At 32.4% G+C, this 23,066-nt stretch carries 18 protein-coding genes; 5 read left to right on the top strand and 13 right to left on the bottom strand.

Features of this window, described 5'->3' with window-relative positions; genetic code table 11:
- Positions 1–28: 28 nt before the first annotated feature.
- The 10 genes from B0A65_RS14905 to B0A65_RS14860 form a co-directional block, all read right to left on the bottom strand.
- Positions 29–865 carry a hypothetical protein gene (locus tag B0A65_RS14905; RefSeq protein WP_074663632.1) on the bottom strand — a complete coding sequence of 279 codons (837 nt, stop codon included), beginning with the start codon at positions 863–865 and terminating at the stop codon, positions 29–31.
- Positions 862–2,265: a tetratricopeptide repeat protein gene (locus B0A65_RS14900; RefSeq protein WP_074663635.1), complete on the bottom strand. Its 1,404-nt coding sequence runs from the start codon at positions 2,263–2,265 to the stop codon at positions 862–864. The genes B0A65_RS14905 and B0A65_RS14900 overlap by 4 nt, the downstream gene beginning before the upstream one ends.
- 2 nt (positions 2,266–2,267) lie before the next feature.
- On the bottom strand, positions 2,268–2,717 hold the full coding sequence (locus B0A65_RS14895; RefSeq protein WP_074663637.1) for a hypothetical protein: 450 nt from the start codon (positions 2,715–2,717) through the stop codon (positions 2,268–2,270).
- A 52-nt stretch (positions 2,718–2,769) separates the two neighbouring features.
- Positions 2,770–3,021, bottom strand: a complete 252-nt coding sequence (locus tag B0A65_RS14890; protein WP_074663640.1) for a hypothetical protein — start codon at positions 3,019–3,021, stop codon at positions 2,770–2,772.
- 169 nt (positions 3,022–3,190) lie between these two features.
- On the bottom strand, positions 3,191–6,187 hold the full coding sequence (locus tag B0A65_RS14885; protein WP_074663643.1) for a sensor histidine kinase: 2,997 nt from the start codon (positions 6,185–6,187) through the stop codon (positions 3,191–3,193).
- Positions 6,171–6,926: a LytR/AlgR family response regulator transcription factor gene (locus B0A65_RS14880; RefSeq protein WP_074663646.1), complete on the bottom strand. Its 756-nt coding sequence runs from the start codon at positions 6,924–6,926 to the stop codon at positions 6,171–6,173. The genes B0A65_RS14885 and B0A65_RS14880 overlap by 17 nt, the downstream gene beginning before the upstream one ends.
- Before the next feature lie 54 nt (positions 6,927–6,980).
- Positions 6,981–7,934 carry a Fic family protein gene (locus B0A65_RS14875; RefSeq protein ID WP_074663648.1) on the bottom strand — a complete coding sequence of 318 codons (954 nt, stop codon included), beginning with the start codon at positions 7,932–7,934 and terminating at the stop codon, positions 6,981–6,983.
- Positions 7,935–7,997: 63 nt separating this feature from the next.
- Positions 7,998–9,782: a chloride channel protein gene (locus B0A65_RS14870; protein WP_074663650.1), complete on the bottom strand. Its 1,785-nt coding sequence runs from the start codon at positions 9,780–9,782 to the stop codon at positions 7,998–8,000.
- Positions 9,783–9,869: 87 nt separating this feature from the next.
- Positions 9,870–11,546, bottom strand: coding sequence for a gamma-glutamyltransferase (ggt, locus tag B0A65_RS14865; RefSeq protein ID WP_074663652.1), 1,677 nt, complete (start codon positions 11,544–11,546; stop codon positions 9,870–9,872).
- Positions 11,547–11,584: 38 nt separating this feature from the next.
- Positions 11,585–12,169: an acyl carrier protein phosphodiesterase gene (locus B0A65_RS14860; protein WP_074663655.1), complete on the bottom strand. Its 585-nt coding sequence runs from the start codon at positions 12,167–12,169 to the stop codon at positions 11,585–11,587.
- Between the two features lie 208 nt (positions 12,170–12,377).
- Between B0A65_RS14860 and glmM the strand changes: the two genes are divergently transcribed.
- On the top strand, positions 12,378–13,766 hold the full coding sequence (gene glmM / locus B0A65_RS14855; protein ID WP_074663658.1) for a phosphoglucosamine mutase: 1,389 nt from the start codon (positions 12,378–12,380) through the stop codon (positions 13,764–13,766).
- Positions 13,767–13,883: 117 nt separating this feature from the next.
- On the opposite strand, the gene B0A65_RS14850 is transcribed toward glmM, so the two are convergent.
- Together B0A65_RS14850 and B0A65_RS14845 are read right to left on the bottom strand one after the other, a co-directional pair.
- Positions 13,884–15,368, bottom strand: a complete 1,485-nt coding sequence (locus B0A65_RS14850) for a glycosyl hydrolase (RefSeq protein WP_207556443.1) — start codon at positions 15,366–15,368, stop codon at positions 13,884–13,886.
- A gap of 231 nt (positions 15,369–15,599) precedes the next feature.
- Positions 15,600–16,472 carry a lysophospholipid acyltransferase family protein gene (locus tag B0A65_RS14845; RefSeq protein WP_074663663.1) on the bottom strand — a complete coding sequence of 291 codons (873 nt, stop codon included), beginning with the start codon at positions 16,470–16,472 and terminating at the stop codon, positions 15,600–15,602.
- Between the two features lie 111 nt (positions 16,473–16,583).
- Between B0A65_RS14845 and B0A65_RS14840 the strand changes: the two genes are divergently transcribed.
- Together B0A65_RS14840 and B0A65_RS14835 are read left to right on the top strand one after the other, a co-directional pair.
- Positions 16,584–17,231 carry a rhomboid family intramembrane serine protease gene (locus B0A65_RS14840; RefSeq protein ID WP_074663664.1) on the top strand — a complete coding sequence of 216 codons (648 nt, stop codon included), beginning with the start codon at positions 16,584–16,586 and terminating at the stop codon, positions 17,229–17,231.
- Between the two features lie 53 nt (positions 17,232–17,284).
- Positions 17,285–17,974, top strand: coding sequence for an SIMPL domain-containing protein (locus tag B0A65_RS14835; RefSeq protein ID WP_074663667.1), 690 nt, complete (start codon positions 17,285–17,287; stop codon positions 17,972–17,974).
- 129 nt (positions 17,975–18,103) lie between these two features.
- On the opposite strand, the gene B0A65_RS14830 is transcribed toward B0A65_RS14835, so the two are convergent.
- Positions 18,104–18,574 (bottom strand): Lrp/AsnC family transcriptional regulator, encoded by a 471-nt coding sequence (locus B0A65_RS14830; protein ID WP_074663670.1) that lies wholly within the window; start codon positions 18,572–18,574, stop codon positions 18,104–18,106.
- Positions 18,575–18,761: 187 nt separating this feature from the next.
- Here B0A65_RS14830 and B0A65_RS14825 point away from each other — a divergent pair, with 187 nt between their 5' ends.
- Positions 18,762–19,577 (top strand): DUF1338 domain-containing protein, encoded by an 816-nt coding sequence (locus B0A65_RS14825; protein WP_074663674.1) that lies wholly within the window; start codon positions 18,762–18,764, stop codon positions 19,575–19,577.
- 179 nt (positions 19,578–19,756) lie between these two features.
- A complete protein-coding gene (locus tag B0A65_RS14820) occupies positions 19,757–22,708 on the top strand; it encodes an FAD-binding and (Fe-S)-binding domain-containing protein (RefSeq protein ID WP_074663679.1) in 2,952 nt (983 codons plus the stop codon).
- The last annotated feature ends 358 nt before the right edge of the window (positions 22,709–23,066 follow it).

The raw sequence follows: 23,066 nt of genomic DNA, 5'->3' as shown, positions 1-23,066 counted from the left end.
TTTACTCTATAAGATTTACAATTAATTATTATTTAATATCTGCAGAAGAATTAAATGTATTGTATGCTGAAGCATATAGCATAAGATGGTGTAGATTCTGCGTCATCTTTTGACTTGGTTCGATTTTTTTGTTGAATATGAAATTGTAAAATGACTTTCTCGTAGAATATAAATTCAGTTCGCTTAGAACTGATTCAAATTTTTCTGAAAATATTTGATTATGTTTATTTAAAACTCTTGTTATTTCAATAATTCTGAAACCTTCGGCATTGACCTCTGGAGCCGTGTCTTTCATTTTTTTTATTGCGTTATTAATTTGTTTTGAAGCCTTGGTAATTTTCTTCCTATTTTCATTTACTTCAATATTTAAATCTATAAGTGCTGAAACACTGGCTATTACAGTTTCAATTGCAACAATTCCTAATTCAGCATAAAGATCTCCTTTTGTTACTTTTTTATTATTTTTATATCTTTTTTCCAATCGTATGAAAGAATTATCGATTGAAGTTAAAATATTCATGCCTGCCTCATCAATTTTTCCTTGAAAATTTACAGAAAATTCCTGAGGGTTTGAACTAAAAGAATTATAGTCAAAATGAGAAATATAATCATTTTTCCCGTGCATCTTTTTATCGTTGGATATTTCTTTTATTTTGGATAATAGATTTTTAAAAACGGCTAAATTTTTTATGACTTCTTCTCGTTCTTCTTGTAATAAATGAAAAGCAGCTTCTCGATCTTTGATTAAGATGTAATAATTAGACTCTATTTCTCTAAAAAAATTTTCTAAACTTTTTAAGTCTCTTTCATCTTGTTGGAGTCGGTTGTAATTTCCTAAAGTAACTATATTTTTGACCCAGCTCATGATACTAATTCTTTAACTATGTTAGTATTTCTTGTTAATTCGTCTTGCACATTTTCAATACTGTAACTTCGTTGTTTAACATTTTTAGAATTTACTAATGTTAAAAATTTTTCATTTTTATTAAAAACAACAAATGGCAATGCAAAAAAATCAATAATTATGAGAGAACATATAAAGTAAAAGACTTTTAAGCCTAAGTTGTTTTCTAAAATAGTAATGAGCCACAAATCAAAATTATTGTAATGAAAGCGGAAAGCAAATGAATTAATTATCATAAATATAAATACAGCAACGCTATATATAATATACATAAAGTTCCTTCCTGTAAACAAGTATTGTCCGCCAAAGAAACCTCCAAAAAATAAACTTTGATAAGCATGTGATAATTTTCTATTTCTGTATCTTTTCTCTTTTTTTCTAGTGAAAAGATTTCCTGCAAAAAAGTATAAAAAACCAAATAATACTAACCAGCTATATTTAGAAAAAAAGCCTGCTTCTTCATTTCTTAAAATTGCGATTTTACGGTAATCATTGTTTGCATTTGCCAAATTCTTTACGATAAGGTATGTTTCAGCACGTTTCTCGATTATTGAAATATTGTTTGGATTCTGGAGTAAATATTTGGTGTAATATCTTATTGCTTTATTGTACTCTTTTAAATTTAAATTGCAATCCCCAATAAAAGTTAAAATTTCAGGGTTTTTAATTTTGTTCTCTAATGAAGAAAAATTGTCTAAAGCTTTTTTATAATTTTTAATTTCAAAATAAATTTTGGCCTTTTGGTAAGTAACATTAGATTTATTCGTTTTAGAATCCAATTTTGAGTACTTTTCATAATCATTTACGCTTAAATTTAAATCCGCATTTAAAGCATAAGTATTAGCTCTTTTAAAATAATACTCAGATTTTTTTGGAAATTTTTTTATGCAAACAGTGTAATCTTCAATTGCTTGATTGAAATTTGCTTCTTTTAAATTATAATCTCCTCTAACATTTCGCGCCACAACATCTCTCGAATAGTTTTCTAAGTATTTATCAATATCATCTTTAAAATCGCTCATTTCATTCAAACCCTGATTAGCAATTGCACGGCCAAAATACGCTTTAGATTTATCTCCTTCTAATTCAATTACTTCATCAAAATCTTCGTACGCATTTTTATGTTTATTCAATTTTAAATATGAATTTCCTCTTAACATTAATGCTGTACTTAATGTATCTGTAATTTTTATGGCTTCGGACGAAACATTTACTGCATTTTGAAATCTACTATTTTTGAATTCATTCGAGGCTTGAAAAATTAGATTATTGTAATTTTTTATCTGTTCTTGATAACTAATTTTTTCTTTGCATCCTGTTAATGAAAGAATTGTGGCTATAATTATTATATGTTTTTTCATAACTAAAAATCCAACTCAAGCGGCGTGTTTTTATCGGTCAAAACTTTCTTAAAGAGATCAAAATTTTCCAATGGATTTTTCGAAACAAAATCGCTCACCCCTTTTAATCCTTCTAAAATTAATTTTTCATTATTTTCCTTTAAACCCTTATCAATAATTTCAAAATGTTTATCTATAATTTGGCTTCTTTCAGCAAACACATTATTTATGATACTTTGTTTTAGCTTAAATTCTGATAAAATTGTTGTTAATTCATTTTTTAATTTTAAATTTTCATTATCTAATCTTTTCGACTCTACATATATATTACCCATGTCATTTGCTAACCTCGATATTTTTTGAATATTATCGCTTAAGTCTTGCGTTTTCTGCAAATATTTGTCAGATGCTTGCTCTATTTTGTCGTATAAAATTTCGACCTCTTGAACTTGTATATTTGTGTTTTTTTCCATTTTAGAATAGTTTTATAAAGTTTTAACTATTAGATTAATATTTAAGAAAAAACTACAACGCAGGCGCATGTTTCCCTTTTCCATTTCCATTTGGATGTCTGGAACATGAGTTTCCGGTTAAAGTTGAAATTGATGCAGATGAAGTACCGCAGTATTTGCAATTGTACTTTGCTTTTTCTGATCCTTCGTAAAGTTTGTGTTTTCCTTTATTTGGACCAAGAGGATGACGAGAACATGAATTTGCAGTCAGACTTGAAATACTTGAACTTTTTGTTCCGCAACATTCGCAGTAAAAATTAGACATATTTTAAATTTTGAGAGGTTATTTTCCAAAAATAAACCATCACTGAATCCTCAATGATTTTACCTTATAAACACCAATAAATTTTACATGAAACCATCTTTTTGGCTTATAGACAGAAAAAGCACTTGTCAAATGTTAACAAGTGCTTTTTAATAAAGATTAAAAGATATTAAACCAGTAGCAAAATAGTTACTGTTGTGCCCTGGTTTTCAGTAAATGCAATTTCGATAGAATTGTTTTTTGAATCTTGCAATAAGGATAGTCGCTCTTTGGTAAGTTGAATACCTTTCGATTGGTGTAGTTTGCTTTTTTTAGTAGCATTTAAACTCATGCCGTTGTCTATGATTTTACATTCTAAAATAGTTTCGGAAATCATTTTAAATGAAATTATCAATTTTGGAGAAATGCTAGAATCATTAAAAGCATGAACAAATACATTCTCTACAAAAGGCTGTAAAAGCATGGTTGGGATTTTTGTAAAACAAGTGTCGACTTCGTCTGAGATTTGAATTTCAAAATCTATCCGATTATCAAAACGCATATTTTCAATCGTGATGTACGCCTCAAGATATTCTATTTCTTCATCAATCGTAATCTTTTGTTTTGACGAATTTTCTAATGTTTTTCGAATTAATTTTGAAAATTCGCTAATGTAGAGTAATGAATTATCTATGTCGTTGCTTATAATAAAATCCTGAATGGCATTCATTGCATTAAAGGTAAAATGTGGATTCATTTGACTCAATAAGGCTTCAAGTTTGGTTTCGGCAATACGACGCTGAATAATGATCCTTTCGTTGGATTTTCTTTTTATTCGAAGAAAACTATAAATTATTATTCCTGATAAGCCGATAACAGTTATCGTAATAAACCACCAGCTTAACCAAAATGGGGGCAAAATTTTAATTTGGAGAATTGTAAAAAATCTTGATTTTCCGGCATTCATATCGAAAACTTCAATGTCTAAATTGTAGTTTCCGGAAGGAAGATAAGGTAGAAATAAATTTGTCTTTTCGCTATAGGGACTCCAACGATTATTTTGGTTTAAACGATATCTGAATTTTAATTTGTTGGGGAAAGAATGTCCTTTTGGAACAAAATCAATTGAAAAAGAATTGTGTTTATAGTCTGAAATTAGTTGTTTTGAATTGTATCTAAACCATTTGTATTTTAAAGGTTTTAACGGAATATTATTTATGGCAATAGAACTTATTCCTATTTCAGAAACGGTTAATTGAGCCGCAATCAAACGATTTAAATCTATGGTATAAAAACCTTTTTGGGTTCCGAGCCATAATGTGTTATTGAAAATTTGAGAAGTTGTTATTCGGCAGTCTTTCAAACCTTGCTCTTTGTCAATTAGTCTGACAATACCATCTTTGTAAATGTTAATACCTTTTTCGGTACCTATTAAAATGTAATCTTTATAAGATTCCAAAAATAAAATCGTATTCCCAATAATCTGTTTTTTTGAAATTGTTTTTAGGATTTTAAAAGATTTTGAATCGTCAATAACGAAAACATCACCAAATTCAGCTGCTAAAATAAGCTGTCCTTTATTGTTTTTTGTAATGTGTTTAAACTTTTTCTCTTTCCAGATTCCATCAGCCAGATACGATTGAAATTGGCCATTTTTATAGACATACAAACCATTAAAAACAGATAAAAGATAGGTTTTATTTTTGTTCGTTAAAATTTTTACAATGTATTGCGGTGTATTTTTTTTGAACTTGGAATAGTGTGTGTGTTCTAAAGTTTTCAAGTTTTCATAAACACGAACTCCTGCATATGTTATGGTTTCAATCAGTTTATTATCATAACCAAAACCAATCTTTAAACTGTGTTTGGGTAAATAATTGATTAATTTATAATTTTTGTCAATTTCAAAAATTCCGATGTTACTATTAATCCAGAAAGAATTTTGGTTTTTTACTATTTCGTAAAACTCAATTTCATTTGTTGGAATGTTAAAATTTAATTCAAAATCTCTGGATTCCGCTGATTGTTTAGTAAAAATGTTTTTTCCTTTTTTGTAAAAAAACATTTCAGTATTCTTAAAATCTTCAATTGAAATTGATTTTATAATTTGCTGTTTTGAATTTAGAATTTTTACTCCTTTGTTTTCTAAAATTAATTTATGATTATTGAAATTTTCAAAATCTATAATGGACGAACTATCAAATGAATTATAATCAACAATTTTATCCAGTCTAACCTGATAAATTCCATTGTTATTAGAACCAACATAAAGGATATCATTAAACTGGTCATAAACAACATTTAATAAAATTTTAGAATCAATTCCGTATGCACTTGAAACATCCGTCATTTTATTTTCTGCAATAGTATAAAGTCCGCCATCAGGAGTGTATACACCCCAGGCTGCTGCAAAAATGATATTTCTTTTGTCTTTTGCAAATTGCCATACAAATGATTTTCCAAAATTTACAGATGATTTGTCTCCTTTTGAAATTTTATTAAAGTCAAATTCGTTAATATGGCCTTCGTTACCACTGTAAAGTGTCGACCCAAAAAGACCTAACGAATAAGAATTTTTGTGTAGTATAATGGGTATTATTTGAGGAATTGAAGTTGATTCATCAATTTTAAATAAACCTTCAAAAGTAGAAGTGAAATATACTTCGCTATTATATTCAACAAAGGCTAAAGAAATAAAATCTTCTTTGTGCTCTGGAACTTTAGGGGTAATGAGCTTGTTTGTTTTTATGTCAATTATGGAAACGCCCTGTTCTGTACCAACGTATACTTTGCCTTTGAATGGGAAAACTTTCCTTGTTTTGTTAGCAAGAAGTCCATTTTTCGTCGTGAAAACAGTAAAATTTTTACCGTCAAATTTACTTACGCCACCACCATAACTGGCAAACCACATATTTCCATCTGAATCTTCTGTAATATCCCAACAACTGTTATGACCTAAACCATGGCTTTCGTCAATAGTTGTAAATATTCCATTTTCCATTCGTGAAACACCATTTTCAGTTCCAATCCATAAAACATTTTTAGAATCTAAAAATAAGGAACGAACTGCATTGTTAGGGAGACCATCTGAAGTGGTAAAGTTTCTGGATGGAAAATATTGACCAAATATTGAAGATGTAATTAAAAGAAAAAAGAGTTGTAAAAAGATCTTATTTGGTAATTGCATCAATAAGTTCTTTTTTGTTAAATGATTTATCTGAAACGGGAATTTTATCGCCCGACGACATTTCGAGAACAAATTCATCTGTTTTAAAATTCTCAACATATTGTCTATTGATGAGATAACTTCGTTGCACTTTTAGAAAATTTGGAGCAGATTGTAATAATTCACAAGTTTCTTTAAACGATTTTGAAGTATGATGTTTTTTGTCTGTAGTATGAATAAGAGTATATGAACCGTCTGATTGGCAAAAAATGATTTTACCCACCTGAATCACATCAAAACCCGCTTTTGTTGGAAAAGCAATTTGTTGTTTTTCCGTAGATGGATTAGCTATGTTTTCAGAAAGTAGTTGATAGCGATTTAAATTATCTTTTTTTTCTAAAACCAGATCAAGTCTGCCAATGGCAGATTTTAAATCTTTTGCATTAATTGGCTTTAGTAAATAATCCAATGCACTATTGCGAATAGCTTCAATAGCATATTGTTTATGAGCAGTTGTAAAGATAATTTCGAATGAAATAGTATCAAAGTATGAAAGTAAATCAAAGCCGTTCTCGTCAGGCATTTGTATGTCCAGAAAAACAAGATCGGGTCTGTTTTTTTTAATTGAAATTAAAGCGTTTGATACTGAATTACATTCGTCAACAATTTCAATTTTATCGTCATAAAGATGATTGCATAATTTTTTTAAGAAACTGCGTGCATGTGATTCGTCATCAACAATAATAGCTTTAATTTTCATGTTTGAAGTTTTAATTTATTATCCTTCCAAATTTTGAATCTGAAAGGATAAAGGTTAGCGTTTTCTTTTTCTCGTTGCCATGTATTCTTCAATGGCTTCTTTGGTAGTATACCAATTTCTACCTTCTTTATAAGCGTCTATTTTACCGGTTCTGGCCAATAAACTAATATATTCATGACCATAAGGAGTCTCTGGCTCACTTACAATATTTTGAATCGATTGATAATCATAATTGCTTCCGGGCATGGCACTTAAATAAATATTAAGTGTGCGCTCTAAAGCCTGGCACATCAAAAGGGTTAGTTTCTGATAATTTCCATTATTAGCCTGATTGAGTGCTTCGTAATATTTTTTTCGATCATTCTTTAAGATAATTGCTGGTGGAAAGCCACAACGCATTAATAGCAGATTCATACTCAAACGAACGGTTCTCCCATTTCCATCAAAGAATGGATGAATCCAGATCAGTTTATGATGATAAATGGTTGCCAGTTCAATATCGTTTAAGCCTAATGGATTTGTATTGATACAATCAATTAATTCATCCAGATAATCTGAAACTTTATTGGCGTTTGGAGGCATAAAATTAGCTCCTGAAATTCGAACACCACCATTGCGTAATCGTCCTGCAAAATCATCTTCTATAGAACGCAAAACCAATCCGTGTATAGATAGGATATCTATACTTCGAAGTTTGTAAGTATCGCCTACAATCGAGTATAAATAGTCAATCGCTTTGTCGTGATTGTGCGTTTCAAAATGTTCCCGAAGTGATTTTCCTTTAATGGTAATTCCTTCCTGAATGACCATTTGAGTTTCTCTTAAACTCATAGTATTTCCTTCAATACTATTTGAATTGTAAGTCCATTCAAGGGATAAACTTTCGCGAATTTTATGCAAAGCGATATTGGGCAATGGTCTGCTGTTTTGCAAATCAAGCCTTTTTTGGTACAATCGATCAAATGTTAATTGAAATTCTTCTCTGTATGTTAAGTCAATATTCCACATAATCCTACAAAGATATTTCTTAATATCGGATAAAGCAAATTTTTAACCTATCCGATATTAAGCTTACTCAATCGTCATAGAACGCAACTTCATTCGATACGCTTCAAGTGCTATAGATTTGGAAATGAAGCCATAATATTTTTCATTTCGCAAAACAGGAAGAAAGGCTGTTTTTGATTTTTCGAATTTGCTCATCACAATTTCCATACTATCAAAAGAAGAAATTGTAGCCGCTGGCGTTTTCATGACATCTTTAACCAAAGTATATTTTACGCGATAACTATTAAAAATAATTTCGCGGATATCATTAAAATGAACGACACCAACTAATTCTTTTTCGTGTGTTACAACCGCAAAAACAACCTGATTAGAATGCGAAATAAGATCAACTAATTTAGTAAGGTTTTCTTCTGGATGAACAGTAAGGTAGTCACATTGAATAATGCTGTCTATATCTAAAGTTGATAAGATGTTAGAGTCTTTATTACTTGTAAAAGCATGACCTTTTTTTGCCAGGCCTTTTACATCAAGTGAATATTTTTCAAAACGTTTTGAAATCGCAAAACTTATAGAAGACACAATCATTAACGGAATCATTAAACTGTAACCACCAGTTATTTCAGCAATTAAGAATATTGCAGTTAAAGGAGCGTGAAATAATCCGCTCAAAATACCCGCCATTCCAACCATTGTAAAATTACTGATTGGCAATTTTGACAAACCGATCATGGTTACGAATTTTGAAAAAAAGAAACCTAAGTAAGAACCTAAAAATAGGGAAGGAGCAAAATTTCCTCCATTTCCTCCGCTTCCAATAGTTAACCCTGAAGCGAAAACTTTTACCATCATAGTGCATCCAACAAAAAGAAGCAATATCCACTGGTTATTTCTAAAATCGCCAAATAAAGTATTATCTAAAATTTTTCCCGGATCTGCTTCAGATAAGGTTTTAATACTTTCATAACCCTCACCAAAAAGTGTTGGAAAAACAAAAATAAGTAAGGCTAATAATGAAGAGCCAATTAAAGCCTTTTTATAAGCACCCATTTTTAATTGAGCAAAATAATGTTCTACTCTTTGGAAATTTCGGGCGTAATAAACAGCAATAAAACCGGTTAATATCCCAAGAATAACATAAAACGGAATATTATGATAATTGAAGGCCTCTTGTTTTTTGAAAGACAATAAAATCGTTTCATCTAAAACAATAGCTGACACCAAGGCACCAGTTGCTGCAGAAATCATAATTGGGGTAAAGGCTGAAATACTCACATCGACTAATAGAACCTCGATAGCAAATAAAACTCCTGCAATGGGAGCATTAAAGGCTGCCGAAATACCTGCTGCAACACCACAACCAATAAGCAGTGTACGGTCTTTGTAAGCTAATTTGTAATTTTGTGCAAAGTTTGATCCGAAAGCGGCACCTGTAACCACAATAGGGCTTTCAAGACCTGCGGAACCTCCTAAACCAACTGTTAACGAGCTGGTTATAATTTGAGCATACATCTGCTTTTTCGGAATAATACTGGCTTTTTTAGCAACAGCATATAAAATTTGAGAAGTTCCTTTTTCTATGGTTCCGTTAAGAACTCTTTTTATAACAAAAACAGTTAATACAATACCAATAATTGGCAATATACTGTTGATGAAACTCAATTTCAAAATAGCATTAATATAAGTCGCAAACGAAAAAACGCTGTGCGCAAAAGTTTTTAAAACGATTACGGCCAAAGAGCACGAGATACCAATTAAAACACTTGATAAAAAAATAAACTGCTTTGGTGTCATTAACGACTGCGCCAAGGCAATAATGCTTTCTAGTTTTCTGAAATATTTTTTTAGCATTCTGTTCGTAAAAAATTAGGGGAATAGTGCAAATTTAGTTTATAACATTCAAAACTGGACGATTTTTTAGTAAAAATCTATTTTAATTTAAAACCCAACTGCGGCATCATCACCTCTAAAATCGGCACCACCTTCAAGATCTTTATTTGGCAGGATCAAAATAGCATCAACTTTTCCTATTATTGGAGTTGGATTCTCGTTAATTAAATACCCTTTTGCTTTAAGTTTATTAATTGTGTTATTATCAAAAGTGCTAGGTTCAAAAGTAATGAGATCCGGTAACCATTGATGATGAAATCTCGGTGCGTTTACTGCCTCTTGCATACTCAATTTATATTCGTAAACATTTAAGATGGTTTGCAGAACAGATGTTATAATTGTGGAACCTCCGGGCGTTCCGACAACCATAAAGAGTTTTCCATCTTTCTCAACAATTGTGGGTGTCATAGAGCTTAACATACGCTTTTGTGGCGCAATACTATTCGCCTCGTTTCCAACTAAGCCAAACATATTTGGAGATCCTGGTTTGGCACTAAAATCGTCCATTTCGTTATTTAAAAAGAAACCTAATTCGTCACAATAGTATTTAGAGCCATATCCGTCATTTAAGGTTGTTGTTGCTGCTATTGCATTTCCGAATTTATCAACTATAGAATAATGCGTGGTTTCTGTACTTTCATTGTAAGTTACTTTTCCTTCTTTTATTTCTGACGATAAACTGGCTTTGTCAACATTAAAAGTCGATATTCTATCTTTTAAATAAGCATCAGAAAGCAATGCTTTTACCGGAATTTTTACAAAATCAGGATCACCCAGAAACTGACTTCTGTCTGCATAAGCTCTCCTTTCTGCTTCAACAATTATTTGAATCGCTTCAGGTGAATTATGTCCCATTTTAGCCAAATCGTAAGGAGCAATCATTTTTAGAATTTGAGCCAGACAAATTCCACCGCTGCTTGGTGGAGACATTGAAGTAATTTTTAAATCTTTATAGGTAAATTGAAGTGGTTTTCTCCACTTGGCTTCATATTTGGATAAATCTTCCAAAGTGATGATACCGCCTTTTTTCTGAAGATAATCAACTAAAATTTTTGCTGTTTCACCTTTGTAAAATTCATTTCTTCCATTCTTTGAAATACGTTTTAAGGTCTTGGCAAGTGCTGGATATTTAATAGTGTCTTTTTCTTTAAAATTAGTCGCTAAAAGTGTAGTCGGTCCATTTATTTTTACGATCGATTCACGATAACTGTTCATGCTTTTTTCCTGTTTTTGGGTTACAGCAACGCCTCTTTCAGCAAGAGCAATAACAGGTTTTAAGATTTCGGACATTGGCATAGAACCAAACTTTTTATGAACAGCAAAAACACCGGCTATCGTTCCCGGAACACCAATTGCCAGAGCAGTTTCGGTGCTTTTTCCTTTGATTACATTTCCATCCTTGTCCAAAAACATATCTTTTGATGCTGCTAAAGGGGCTTTTTCTCGATAGTCTAATGACCCGACTTCTCCGTTTGCTTTTCGGTAAACCATAAAACCGCCACCGCCAATATTTCCCGCAAAAGGAAAAGAAACAGCAAGAGCTAATTCAGTTCCAACCATTGCATCAAAAGCATTTCCTCCTTTTTTCATGATTTCAGCGCCAATTTTAGAAGCTTCTTCTCTTGCCGAAACAACCATGGCTTTTGAAGTTACTAATCCGGTTGGATTTTGTTGCGCAAAACTAAAAACGGAAATAAATGAGAATAAGAATGTAATTTTTTTCATAAAGGAGAAAATATTAGTTTTTATAGAATCAATTGACTTTATAAGGAAAGTAATTTTTGCTTAGCCTGATGTTGCATTTCTTCAAAGAAAGTAGTGAATTCCTGTTCAAATTCGTCGTAGAATTCTTTTAACTCTTCGCTGGCAAATTGCATTTTGGATAAGTTTTTCGACCTTCGGTCCATTTGCGTTAAAATCTGATGAATACCTTCTACAGTTCTGTAACTTAAGAGCCAGTTTCTTTCAATCATATAAGGCATTAAACCTTGAGTTTTTTCGGTTAGGATATCATAATTTGTATGAAGTGAATTGTAGAAGCGATTGATAAAATCTTCTAGTTTTTCATCAGAATAATTGCTCCAGTTTTTAGCTAAAAAATGATCATAAACAATGTCTACAATCACGCCGGCATAATGATGATATTTTTCATGTAACCGCTTGGTACTTTGTCTAAAAACATCATGTGAATCGGTATAAGTGTCTATAAAACGGTGTAAAATGATTCCCTTTTGTACATCTTCAGGAAAATGTTCAAACTGTTTTCCACGAATACCATCCGCCATAAAATTGCCGATTTTGATATGATCATTATCACCTGAAAGATATATGTGGGCTAGGAAATTCATTTTTTTGAGTTGCTAAGGTTCTGAGATACTAAGATTCTAAGTTCTCTCTTGTAAATGTATAAAAACTTTTTTAAATCGGTTTTGTAATGGTCTTAGCAACTTAGAACCTTAGTCCCTTAGCAACTTTTTTTTAAAATCTTAGCAGCTTAGAGCCTTAGCATCTCAGCAACTTTTCTATATTTGTAACTCATAACCATATCTCAAAAAAATGACTTTAATAAAATCGATATCCGGAATTCGCGGGACTATAGGAGGAAAAGTAGGGGATAACCTGACTCCGGTTGACGCTGTGAAATTTGCATCAGCTTATGGAACTTTTCTGAAAAACAATACTTCAAAAGAAAAATTAACGGTTGTGATTGGTCGCGATGCCAGAATTTCTGGTCCGATGATTCATAATCTTGTTGTAAATACTTTAATTGGTTTAGGAATTAATGTAATTGATCTTGGGCTTTCGACAACGCCAACTGTAGAAATTGCTGTTCCATTAGAAAAAGCCGACGGTGGAATTATTTTAACGGCTTCTCATAATCCAAAACAATGGAATGCCTTAAAATTATTAAATGCTAAAGGAGAATTTTTAAGTGGAGCTGAAGGCGCAAAAATTCTTGAAATTGCCGAAGCAGAAGCTTTCGATTTCTCAGATGTAGATAACTTAGGTGAAATCACGATTAATGACGCTTATATGGATATTCATATTGACGAGGTTTTAAACTTGCCTTTGGTTGATGTTGAAGCTGTAAAAGAGGCAAAATTTAAAGTTGTCGTTGACGGTGTGAATTCTTCTGGCGGAATTATTATTCCAAGATTATTAGAATTAATGGGCGTTGAAGTTGTAAAATTATATTGCGAACCAAACGGACATTTTCCTCATAATCCGGAACCTTTAAAAGAACATTTGACTGATATTTCAGAATTGGTTGTAAAAGAAGGCGCAGATTTAGGAGTTGTAGTAGATCCGGATGTTGATCGTTTGGCTTTCATTAGCGAAGACGGAGAAATGTTTGGTGAAGAATACACATTAGTGGCTTGCGCCGATTATGTTTTGAGTAAAACTCCGGGAAATACGGTTTCAAATATGTCTTCATCGCGTGCGTTACGTGACGTAACAAATGCACATAAAGGAACCTACGAAGCAAGTGCTGTAGGTGAAGTAAACGTAGTAGAATTAATGAAGAAAAATAATGCTATTATTGGTGGTGAAGGAAATGGCGGAATTATTTATCCTGAATCGCACTACGGACGTGATAGTTTAGTTGGAGTGGCGCTGTTTTTAACGCATTTGGCAAACAAAAAAATGTCAGTTTCTGCATTGCGTGCTTCTTATCCTGAATATTACATGAGCAAAAATAAAATTGAATTAACACCACAAATTGATGTTGATGCAATTTTAGTGGCAATGACAGAAAAATACAAAAACGAAGATATTACCACAATTGACGGTGTGAAAATTGATTTTGCTACAGAATGGGTGCATTTAAGAAAATCGAATACAGAACCTATTATCCGTATTTACACTGAAGCACCCTCTCAGGAAAAAGCTGATGTTTTGGCACTTCGAATTATTGATGAAATAAAAGCAATTGCCGGAATTTAGTTAGAAAAGATACTAAGGTTCTAAGTTGCTAAGATTTTTAAATCTGTTTCGAACAAAAAACTCTTTCATTAATTTGAAAGAGTTTTTTTTTTACAACTATTTTGGAGAAATCGGGTATTAATTTTTGATAATTTTTATTGATCTTCGTACGCTTCCATAAGCGGCATTGACAATGTAAACACCACTAGAGAGTTTATCTCCAATTTTGATATCTTCATTCGTAAAATGATCATTTGAAGAATAGCAAACAATTCCTTTCATATCAATAATTCTGAAACGTAATGGTTCTGTCACATCTGATTTAATATGAAGTGTTGATTGTGTTTTAATTGGATTAGGATAAACCGTAAAAAAATCTTTTTCAGAAATTGGATCATTTACGCCTAAGTTAGCAGCAGTAACATCGATAAAGTTAAAACTCACATCATTTGATTTGAATTTGATTTTAAGATAGACTTCTCCTTTTGGTAATGCAACTCCGCTTACAAGTTTGTCAGCATACGTTTGGTATCCGCCAGTGGCTGGAAAAGTTTCATCTGTTTTTAGTAGAATATTATTAACTAAAATGTCAAACTTCCCTGGGATTGTTGGCGATGCAACTCTAAATGTTAGGTTATAAGTTCCGGCATCTGCAACATTTAGTATAAATTCATTCCAATCTCCGGTTTCGATAAAACAAACATTCTGGCCAGTTTCAGAATCAGCGGTATTTTGCAAACCGGTACCTTTTCTTCTATAATGTTTGTTGGCTGTTATTCGGCCTGGTACATTCATTTTTTTAGAAGTGTAAGTCGTATTTATATATTCAGTACCAATTGGTCTTAAAACGCCACTTTGGGGTGCAAGCAAACCATTTTCAGCCATATCTAACCATGCAGGATCAGGTCTTCCTGTAAACCATGAATATCGATAAATGTCCGGATCATTTTCAAAACTGGTAATTACTTCTTTCATGAAGGCTGTTTTCTCTGCCGCAGTTTGAATCACTCTGTTCGAAAATTCAGTGACCCATACCGGACGATTGAATTTTTTTAGATTTCCTGTAACGCCAATAACAGAGCCTGCGGTATTATCGTAGGTGTGAAACGCAATATAATCGACTTTACAACTTGGGCATAATTGAAAAAACTGATTATGCCAGGCTACAGGATCGGTAAAACCTCCATAATTATTTGGTCCGTTATAGGCAGGTGAAGCGCTCACAATTTCAAGATTCTTTGCAGCAGCAATTTTCTCTACATTCGCCCAGGCACTTACAGCTTCCTGAGGTGTTAATCTTGCACCATCGTTAAAATTAGGTTCGTTAAATGCTAATAAATATTTTGCTCCGGGTTTGATTCTGTTAATAAAAGCCTGTACTTCAGCATCGCTAATTTTTCCCCAGGCCATTGGTACGTATTCAACTCCAATAGATTCGTAGTTGGCATTAGTGTCATTTTCTGGTAACGAGCCCCAATTATACCACCAGGAAATTCCTGGTTTTAACGCCAATAAATCTGCAGTAGAATTGTTTCCATAAGCAATACCTCTTTTTGGACTTTGAGCAAAAGTGCTTATGTACATGACCGATATCAATAATGTAAAAAGTAATTTTTTAAACATGGTAATAATTTTAATGTGGTTTTTTGGATAGATTTTAATCAACTCCAAATGTATACCGTTTATCCAAATTACCTTTTGTTCAAATTCAGAAAAAATCATTACAAAAACCCATCAAAATTTACTTTAGAGATCTTAAAAGAATAGTTTTTCGTTTTTAGCTGACTTACATAAAAGAAAAAGTCCAAAAGGAAATAATCGCTTTTGGACTTTTAAGTATTTTTATAAAGAATATTATGCAACGCGATGTTTCCATCTTTTATGCGTCCACAAATAATATTCAGGCGCTTCATATATTTGTTTTTCTACTTCTCTTAAATATTTCTCCGTGACTTCAAAATTTTCATATTCTTTAGGGTTATCGGCAATTGGTACAATTGTAGCTTCATAATAACCTCTTCCCACTTTTTTTACTTTAATAAAAATAACGCTTAAGTCGTATTTTTTAGCCAACATTTCTGCTCCGGTGTGTACCGGAACTTCAATTCCCATAAATTTCATGGAATGAAAAATCCTGTCCAGTTTTGGTGATTGATCACTGGCCAAACCATAAAGACTTAGAATTCCTTTGCGTTGATTTTGTGCCATTAATGGAATTGCTTTCTTAGTTTCAACTAATTCAGCATCATATTTTCCTCTGATTTTTCGAACCAATTTATCAAAATACGGATTGGCAATTTTTTTATAAACGCCAACTCCATTAAAAAGCATTCTTTTATTAAGTGTCAAAAGCCATTCCCAGCTCGCGTAGTGCGAAGCTACTAAAACGACACTTTTGCCTTTATTTTCATATTCATGAAAAAGATCCATATTGGTAATGGTAAATCTTTTCTCCATTTCCTCAGGTGTAATACTCATTGTTTTGATCATCTCAAGAAACATATCACACATATGCTGATAAAATTTCTTTTCGATTTCTTTTCTTTTAGCGTTACTTAAATGTGGTAAAGTAAGTGCCAGATTTTCGCGCACTACTTTTCTGCGATATCCAATAACATGATATACAAGGAAATAAACGAAATCAGAAAACCAATAAAATATACGAAATGGAAGTATAGAAATAAGCCAAAGAAAAGGGTAGGCTACTATATAAGCGAGAAACTGCATCTATTTTTTTTTACAAAGATAAATTAAAAATGAATAACCATGGATGTTTTGGTTTCTTGTAAAGTTATGTTTGAGAATGATTATATTTACCACTCACATTAAATATTTTTTATGAATACCGTTAATACCGTTTTGGTTGGGATTATAGTTGCCAATGCCTTGATTAGTTACAAAGGTTTTAATGATCTTGCTTTTTTTAGAAAATACGAATTTCATGTCGGGAGTATTCGTTCCGGGGAACAAATCAGAATGTTATCATCTGGTTTCTTGCATGTTGATATGATGCATTTAATATTTAATATGTTGACACTTTGGTTTTTTGCTCCGGTTGTCATCGAATGGCTTGGATCAATTTCTTTTATTCTTATTTATTTTGGAAGTTTGATTTTTGGAAGTTTGCTAACAATGCTGTTTCATAAAAATGACTATAGTTATCGTGCGGTTGGCGCTTCGGGTGCTGTCACCGGAATTTTATATTCTGCCATATTATTACAGCCGGATATGATGTTGGGAATCTTTTTTGTCATTCCTATGCCGGCATATCTCTTCGGAATTTTATATTTATTGTATTCGATATACGGAATGAAAGCCAAAAATGATAATATAGGGCATACAGCACATTTTGGAGGTGCCATTGGTGGTTATTTGATTACCTTGATAAAAGAACCTTCTTTAATTGTAGATCATAGTTTGATGGTTATCTTATTAGCAATTCCGATTTTAATACTTTTTGCGATGGCTAAATTAGGAAAATTGTAAGCTTGGCATAACTTTTGAAATGCCCTTATCGATAATTTTAAAATATAACAAAAATGAAGAAAGTAGTATTATTTTTAACAATCATGTTTATGACTATGTCTTACGGCCAGGAAACCAAACAAATTCCGCAGATCAATGTAAATGGAGAAGGAAAAGTAAAAGTAGCTCCTGATCAGGTTTCTATTTCAGCTACAGTTGAAACAAAAGGAAATAATGCTAAAGACGTCAAAAAGCAAAATGACGAAAAAATGGATGCTGTTTTAAAATTCATTAAAAAAATGAATATTCCAGCAACAGATTTCAGAACAAAACAGGTTGCCCTTAATCCGCAATACGATTACGAAAAAAAGAAAACAAGTTATAATGCTGTTCAGACAGTTGAAATTTTAGTAAAAGATTTATCTAAATACGATGAATTGATGGAAGGTTTAGTTCAGCAAGGAATTAACCGTTTGGACAAAGTTTCTTTTGAATCATCAAAATTAGCGCAATATCAGTCTGAGGCAAGAAAAATTGCAATGAAAGACGCTAAAGCAAAAGCAGAAGATTATGTTTCTGTTTTAGGTCAAAAAGTTGGTAAAGCCTTTGTTATTTCTGATAACTCACAAGTTTATCACCCACAACCAATGTATGCGATGAAATCTATGGCAATGGATAATGTTGAAGGTGCTTCAAACGAAACATTAGCCATTGGAGAAATTGAAATTACTGCAAATGTAAGTGTGAGTTTTATTTTAGACTAACCGATAATAAATTCCAATATTTAAATCCCAAATTCCAATGTTATAATTGGAATTTGGGATTTTTTATTTATAGTTGCTTTGCAAAATTTGAGCTTTGGAATTTGAAATTTGAAATTTGAATTTAAATTATTAAACTGGCAGATTTTTTTCAAACGCAGCACCAAAAGAAAAAAACGAATCCGTGCTTCCAACGCCTTCAATCTGGTGAATTTGCTCGTATAAAATTTTGCGAAGCTCTTCATTATTAAAAGAAACAATTTTAATAAATAAGGCATATTTTCCCGAAACCCAGTGGCATTCTATCACTTCGGGGATTTCTTTGAGTTTTTCAGCTATAGAATAAGAATAACGAGCTTCCTTTGTAACAATTCCAGTATAGGTAATGGTTTCAAAACCAAGTTCTTTAGCATTTAATTTTACAGAGAAGCCTGTAATTACTCCTGCTTCCTGTAATTTCTTAACTCTTAAATGTACCAAAGAATTGGATATATTTAATTCCTTCGCAAGATCTGAAAATGGTGTTCTTCCATTCTCACTAAGTTTTCGCATGATTTCTCTATCTAAATAGTCCGTATTTTCATTCTTCTTAGTACTCGGCATAGCTCGTAATTGTTAAGGATTCTATTGTTTTGACAATTCTTATGTTAAAACTGGATTTTAAAATGTCAAAATTACAAAAAAAAGCAACTGAAATGTATATGTATCAATAATCGTACATATTGAATGTTATATTTACATCTTTATGTATAGATTTGTGTCATAATAACAGTATTTTAATATAACATAAATGAATAAAGATCAATTACTTACAAAACTATGGGAGCAATATGCTGCTATTACTCCATCTGCAAAAAAAATACATGAATTGTTAGAAGACAGAGGCGAGGAAATTCAGAATGACCATATCGCGATTCGTACATTCAATGATAAACGCGTTAATATAGCGGTTTTAGAAAAACCTTTTTTAAATGTTGGTTACGAGGCAAGAGGAGAGTATAATTTTGAAACCAAAAAATTATATGCCAAACACTATGAACATGTTACTGATAAGAGTGCTCCAAGAATTTTTATTTCTGAATTAGAATTAGAAAAGTGTTCGGCTGAATTGCAAGAAACAGTACAAGATATCTTAAACAGTTGTGATCAAAATGTATTCAATAATCCTGAATTGGTTTTAAGCGGTTCTGTTTGGAAAGGAAATTCACAAAAGATTTACAAATCATTATTAGAGGAATCTGAATATGCTGCCTGGATGTACGTGTACGGTTTTAGAGCCAATCACTTCACTATAAATACCAATGCTTTAAAAGAGTTTAAAACATTAGAAGAATTAAATAGCTTTTTAGAAACCAGCGGATGGAAACTAAATGCATCAGGAGGAAAAATCAAAGGTACACCGGAACAATTGCTGGAACAATCAAGCACATTAGCTGATTTATTTATGGTAGATTTTGAAGAAGGTGCTTTAGAGATTCCATCTTGTTATTACGAATTTGCCCTTCGTTATCCAATGGCAAATGGAGAATTATACCAGGGATTTGTTGCATCATCTGCCGATAAAATATTTGAGAGTACTGATGTAAAGTTGCAGGAAACTAAATAATAACATCAATTTTTTTATAAAAAAAAAACAGAACAATGAAAAAGTTTTTCTGGGTGTAAAATGTTTTTGCTATTTTTTATAAATGCAGCATAGTACATTAATAAAAGGTGCAAGAAAAATATCGTGTTTAGGCTTTGCGGCTTTAAGTCTCTGTGAGATTTATATAATAAAGTATTAAAATGAATGACAATAATATCCTTTCAAAGAGTTCTATTGATCTTGAAGGTTTAGAAAAACAATTAGAAGGTAAATTATTTTACGATCATACCATGCGTTTGGTCTATGCAACAGATGCAAGTGTTTATAAAGAAATGCCTTTGGCAGTTGCGATTCCGAAAACGAAAGAAGATATTCAGAAAATTATTGCTTTTGCGAGAGAAAATAATAGTAGTGTAATTCCGCGTGCTGCCGGAACGTCGCTTGCGGGTCAGGTTGTTGGAAACGGAATTATAGTTGATATTTCGCAGGAATTCACCAAAATTATCTCGGTAGATCAGGCTAGTAAATCGGCTTGGGTAGAACCGGGAGTTATTCGTGATGAACTGAATCTTCATTTAAAATCGTATAAATTATTTTTTGGCCCTGAAACTTCTACCAGTAATCGTTGCATGATTGGCGGAATGGTAGGGAACAATGCCTGTGGCGCAAGATCAGTTATCTACGGATCCACACGCGAACATTTACTCGAAATAAAAGGTTTTTTGGCTGACGGTAATGAAGTTATATTTGGTTCTTTGACCAATGCTGAGTTTGAAGATAAATGCAACGGAGTTAATGTTGCGAGTCCTTTAGAACAAGCAATTTATGTTCAGGCAAAAGAAATATTATCCTCTCAAACGAACAGAGCTTTATTCGAAGAAAATTTTCCTAAAAAATCAATTCCAAGAAGAAATACAGGTTACGCTTTAGATTTACTGGCAGATGCTATGCCTTTTGGAGCTTTTGATGAAAAGTTCAATTTCTGTAAATTAATTGCAGGATCTGAGGGAACATTATTCTTTTCGACAGCCATAAAACTGAATTTGGTCGATGCATTAAAGCCTTATGCGGCTTTGGTTTGTGTACATTTTGACAGTATCAATGAATCCTTAAAAGCAAATATAGAAGCTTTAAAATTCAAGCCGGATAGTGTGGAGTTAATAGACCATTATATTTTAGAATGTACTAAAGAAAACATCGAACAAAGTAAGAATCGTTTTTTTGTAAAAGGAGATCCTCAGGCCATTTTAGCAGTTGAATTTTTAAGAGATTCACAAGAAGAAATTGATGTTATTGCAAAAGAGATGGAAGCTTTGATGCGTTCTAAAAATTTAGGCTATCATTTTCCGATTGTTTATGGCGATGATACCAATAAAGTCTGGGCATTACGAAAGGCAGGATTGGGTTTATTGTCTAATATTCCGGGCGATGCAAAAGCTGTTGCCGTAATTGAAGACACTGCTGTAGATGTTAATGATTTGCCTGAATTTATCGAAGATTTTAATGCAATTTTAAAAGAGCGAAACCTTAACTGTGTGCATTATGCGCATGCAGCAACGGGAGAATTGCACCTTCGTCCCATTATCGATTTAAAAACAAAAGAAGGCACAGCGATTTTTAGAACCATAGCAACAGACATAGCGCATTTGGTAAAAAAATATAAAGGTTCCTTGAGCGGAGAACATGGAGACGGAAGACTTCGAGGAGAATTTATTCCGTTGATGTTGGGCGAAGAAATCTATCAATTGTTTATTCAGATAAAAGAAGTTTGGGATCCCTGGGGAGTTTTTAATCCGGGTAAAATTGTGAATACGCCTCCAATGGATTCCAGTTTAAGATACACAGCGGGTCAGGACACGCCGATGCCGGAAACGTATTTTGATTTCTCTGAAAATAACGGAATCCTGCGTGCGGCCGAAATGTGTAATGGATCGGGAGATTGTAGAAAAACAGAGAAAAGCGGCGGTACAATGTGCCCGAGTTATATGGCGACACGCGACGAAAAACATACTACTCGTGCAAGAGCAAACATTTTAAGAGAAACCATTACAACCTCTACAAAAGAGAATAAGTTTGATGATAAAAATCTGCTTGATGTTTTAGATTTGTGTCTGAGTTGTAAAGGATGTAAATCGGAATGCCCGTCGAATGTAGATATGGCAAAACTAAAAGCCGAAACTCTACAACAATATCATGACAAGAATGGTGTAAAATTCCGTTCGAGATTAATTGGAAATACGCCGAAGATAAATCAATTATTTGCTTCAATTCCTTGGATGTACAATTTAGCTACAAAAGATTTTCTGGGAAATATGATCAAAAGAGCAACTGGTTTTACGACAGAGAGAAAATTACCTTTAATGTACAAAACTACTTTTGCCAAATGGATGAAGAAGCATAAGCAGGAAGGAGATTTTGTAAATGGTAAAGTGTACTTATATAATGACGAGTTTCTAAATTATTATGATGTAGAAATTGGTCAGACAACTGTTAAGCTTCTGAATCGTTTAGGGTATCAGGTTGAAATTCCTAAAATCGGTATAAGTGGAAGAACCTTTCTTTCAAAAGGAATGCTTAAGGAAGCAAGAGCAATTGCCGAAGAAAATATTAAGGATTTTGAAAAAGTTATTTCTAAAGATGCTGTTTTAATCGGAATAGAACCTTCTGCAATATTAACTTTCCGTGATGAATACCCTGATTTATGTCGAGGTGACCTAAAAACGAAAGCAAAATCATTTGGATCTAAAACTTTTTTAATTGAAGAGTTCTTAGCCAGGGAGTTTGATGCAGGACGAATTGCATCAGCCAGTTTTACAGACAAGGAGGAACGTGTTCGTATGCATGGACATTGTTTTCAAAAGGCGCTATCATCATTGGTCCCACTAAAGAAAATCCTAACGTTACCAAAAAATTATACTGTTCTGAATATTCCGAGTGGTTGCTGCGGTATGGCAGGATCTTTTGGTTACGAGAAAGAGCATTATGAGATATCGATGAAAATAGGAGAACTGGTTTTGTTTCCAACCATTCGCTCTGAAGAACAGGCAACACTGATTTCTGCATCAGGAACAAGTTGCAGGCATCAAATTGCAGATGGTACAGGACGAAAAGCGCATCATCCGGTAGAGATACTATATAACGCGTTAAAATAGTTTTTTTGCTGGTTTAAGTTTTTAAGACTAAAGTTGTCTATATATAGATACATCATATAAATAAAGTATTATTTTGGGGCATAGCATCAGTAAAAACGCCTTATTACAGAGACCAATTTAAGGTAGAACCTTATAAAGTAGGAAAAATCCCTTAATGTTTTAAAAAAAGTTGTAGACTAAGTTTTTTGTTATCAGAAAGTTAAGAAAAAAAACAAAAAAAGACTTTAAGAAACTTTGTGAAAAGGCTTGCGAATGTAAATAAGTTTTCTACTTTTGCACCCCGCAAACGAAGTACACGGAACACTTTTTAAATAAGAGTTAAATGAAGTGGAACACGGAAAGTTCATTGATAGATTGG

The organism is Flavobacterium frigidimaris, from assembly GCF_002217275.1.
Lineage (GTDB): Bacteria > Bacteroidota > Bacteroidia > Flavobacteriales > Flavobacteriaceae > Flavobacterium > Flavobacterium aquidurense.
This window is presented reverse-complemented; position numbering and strand designations above follow the sequence as displayed.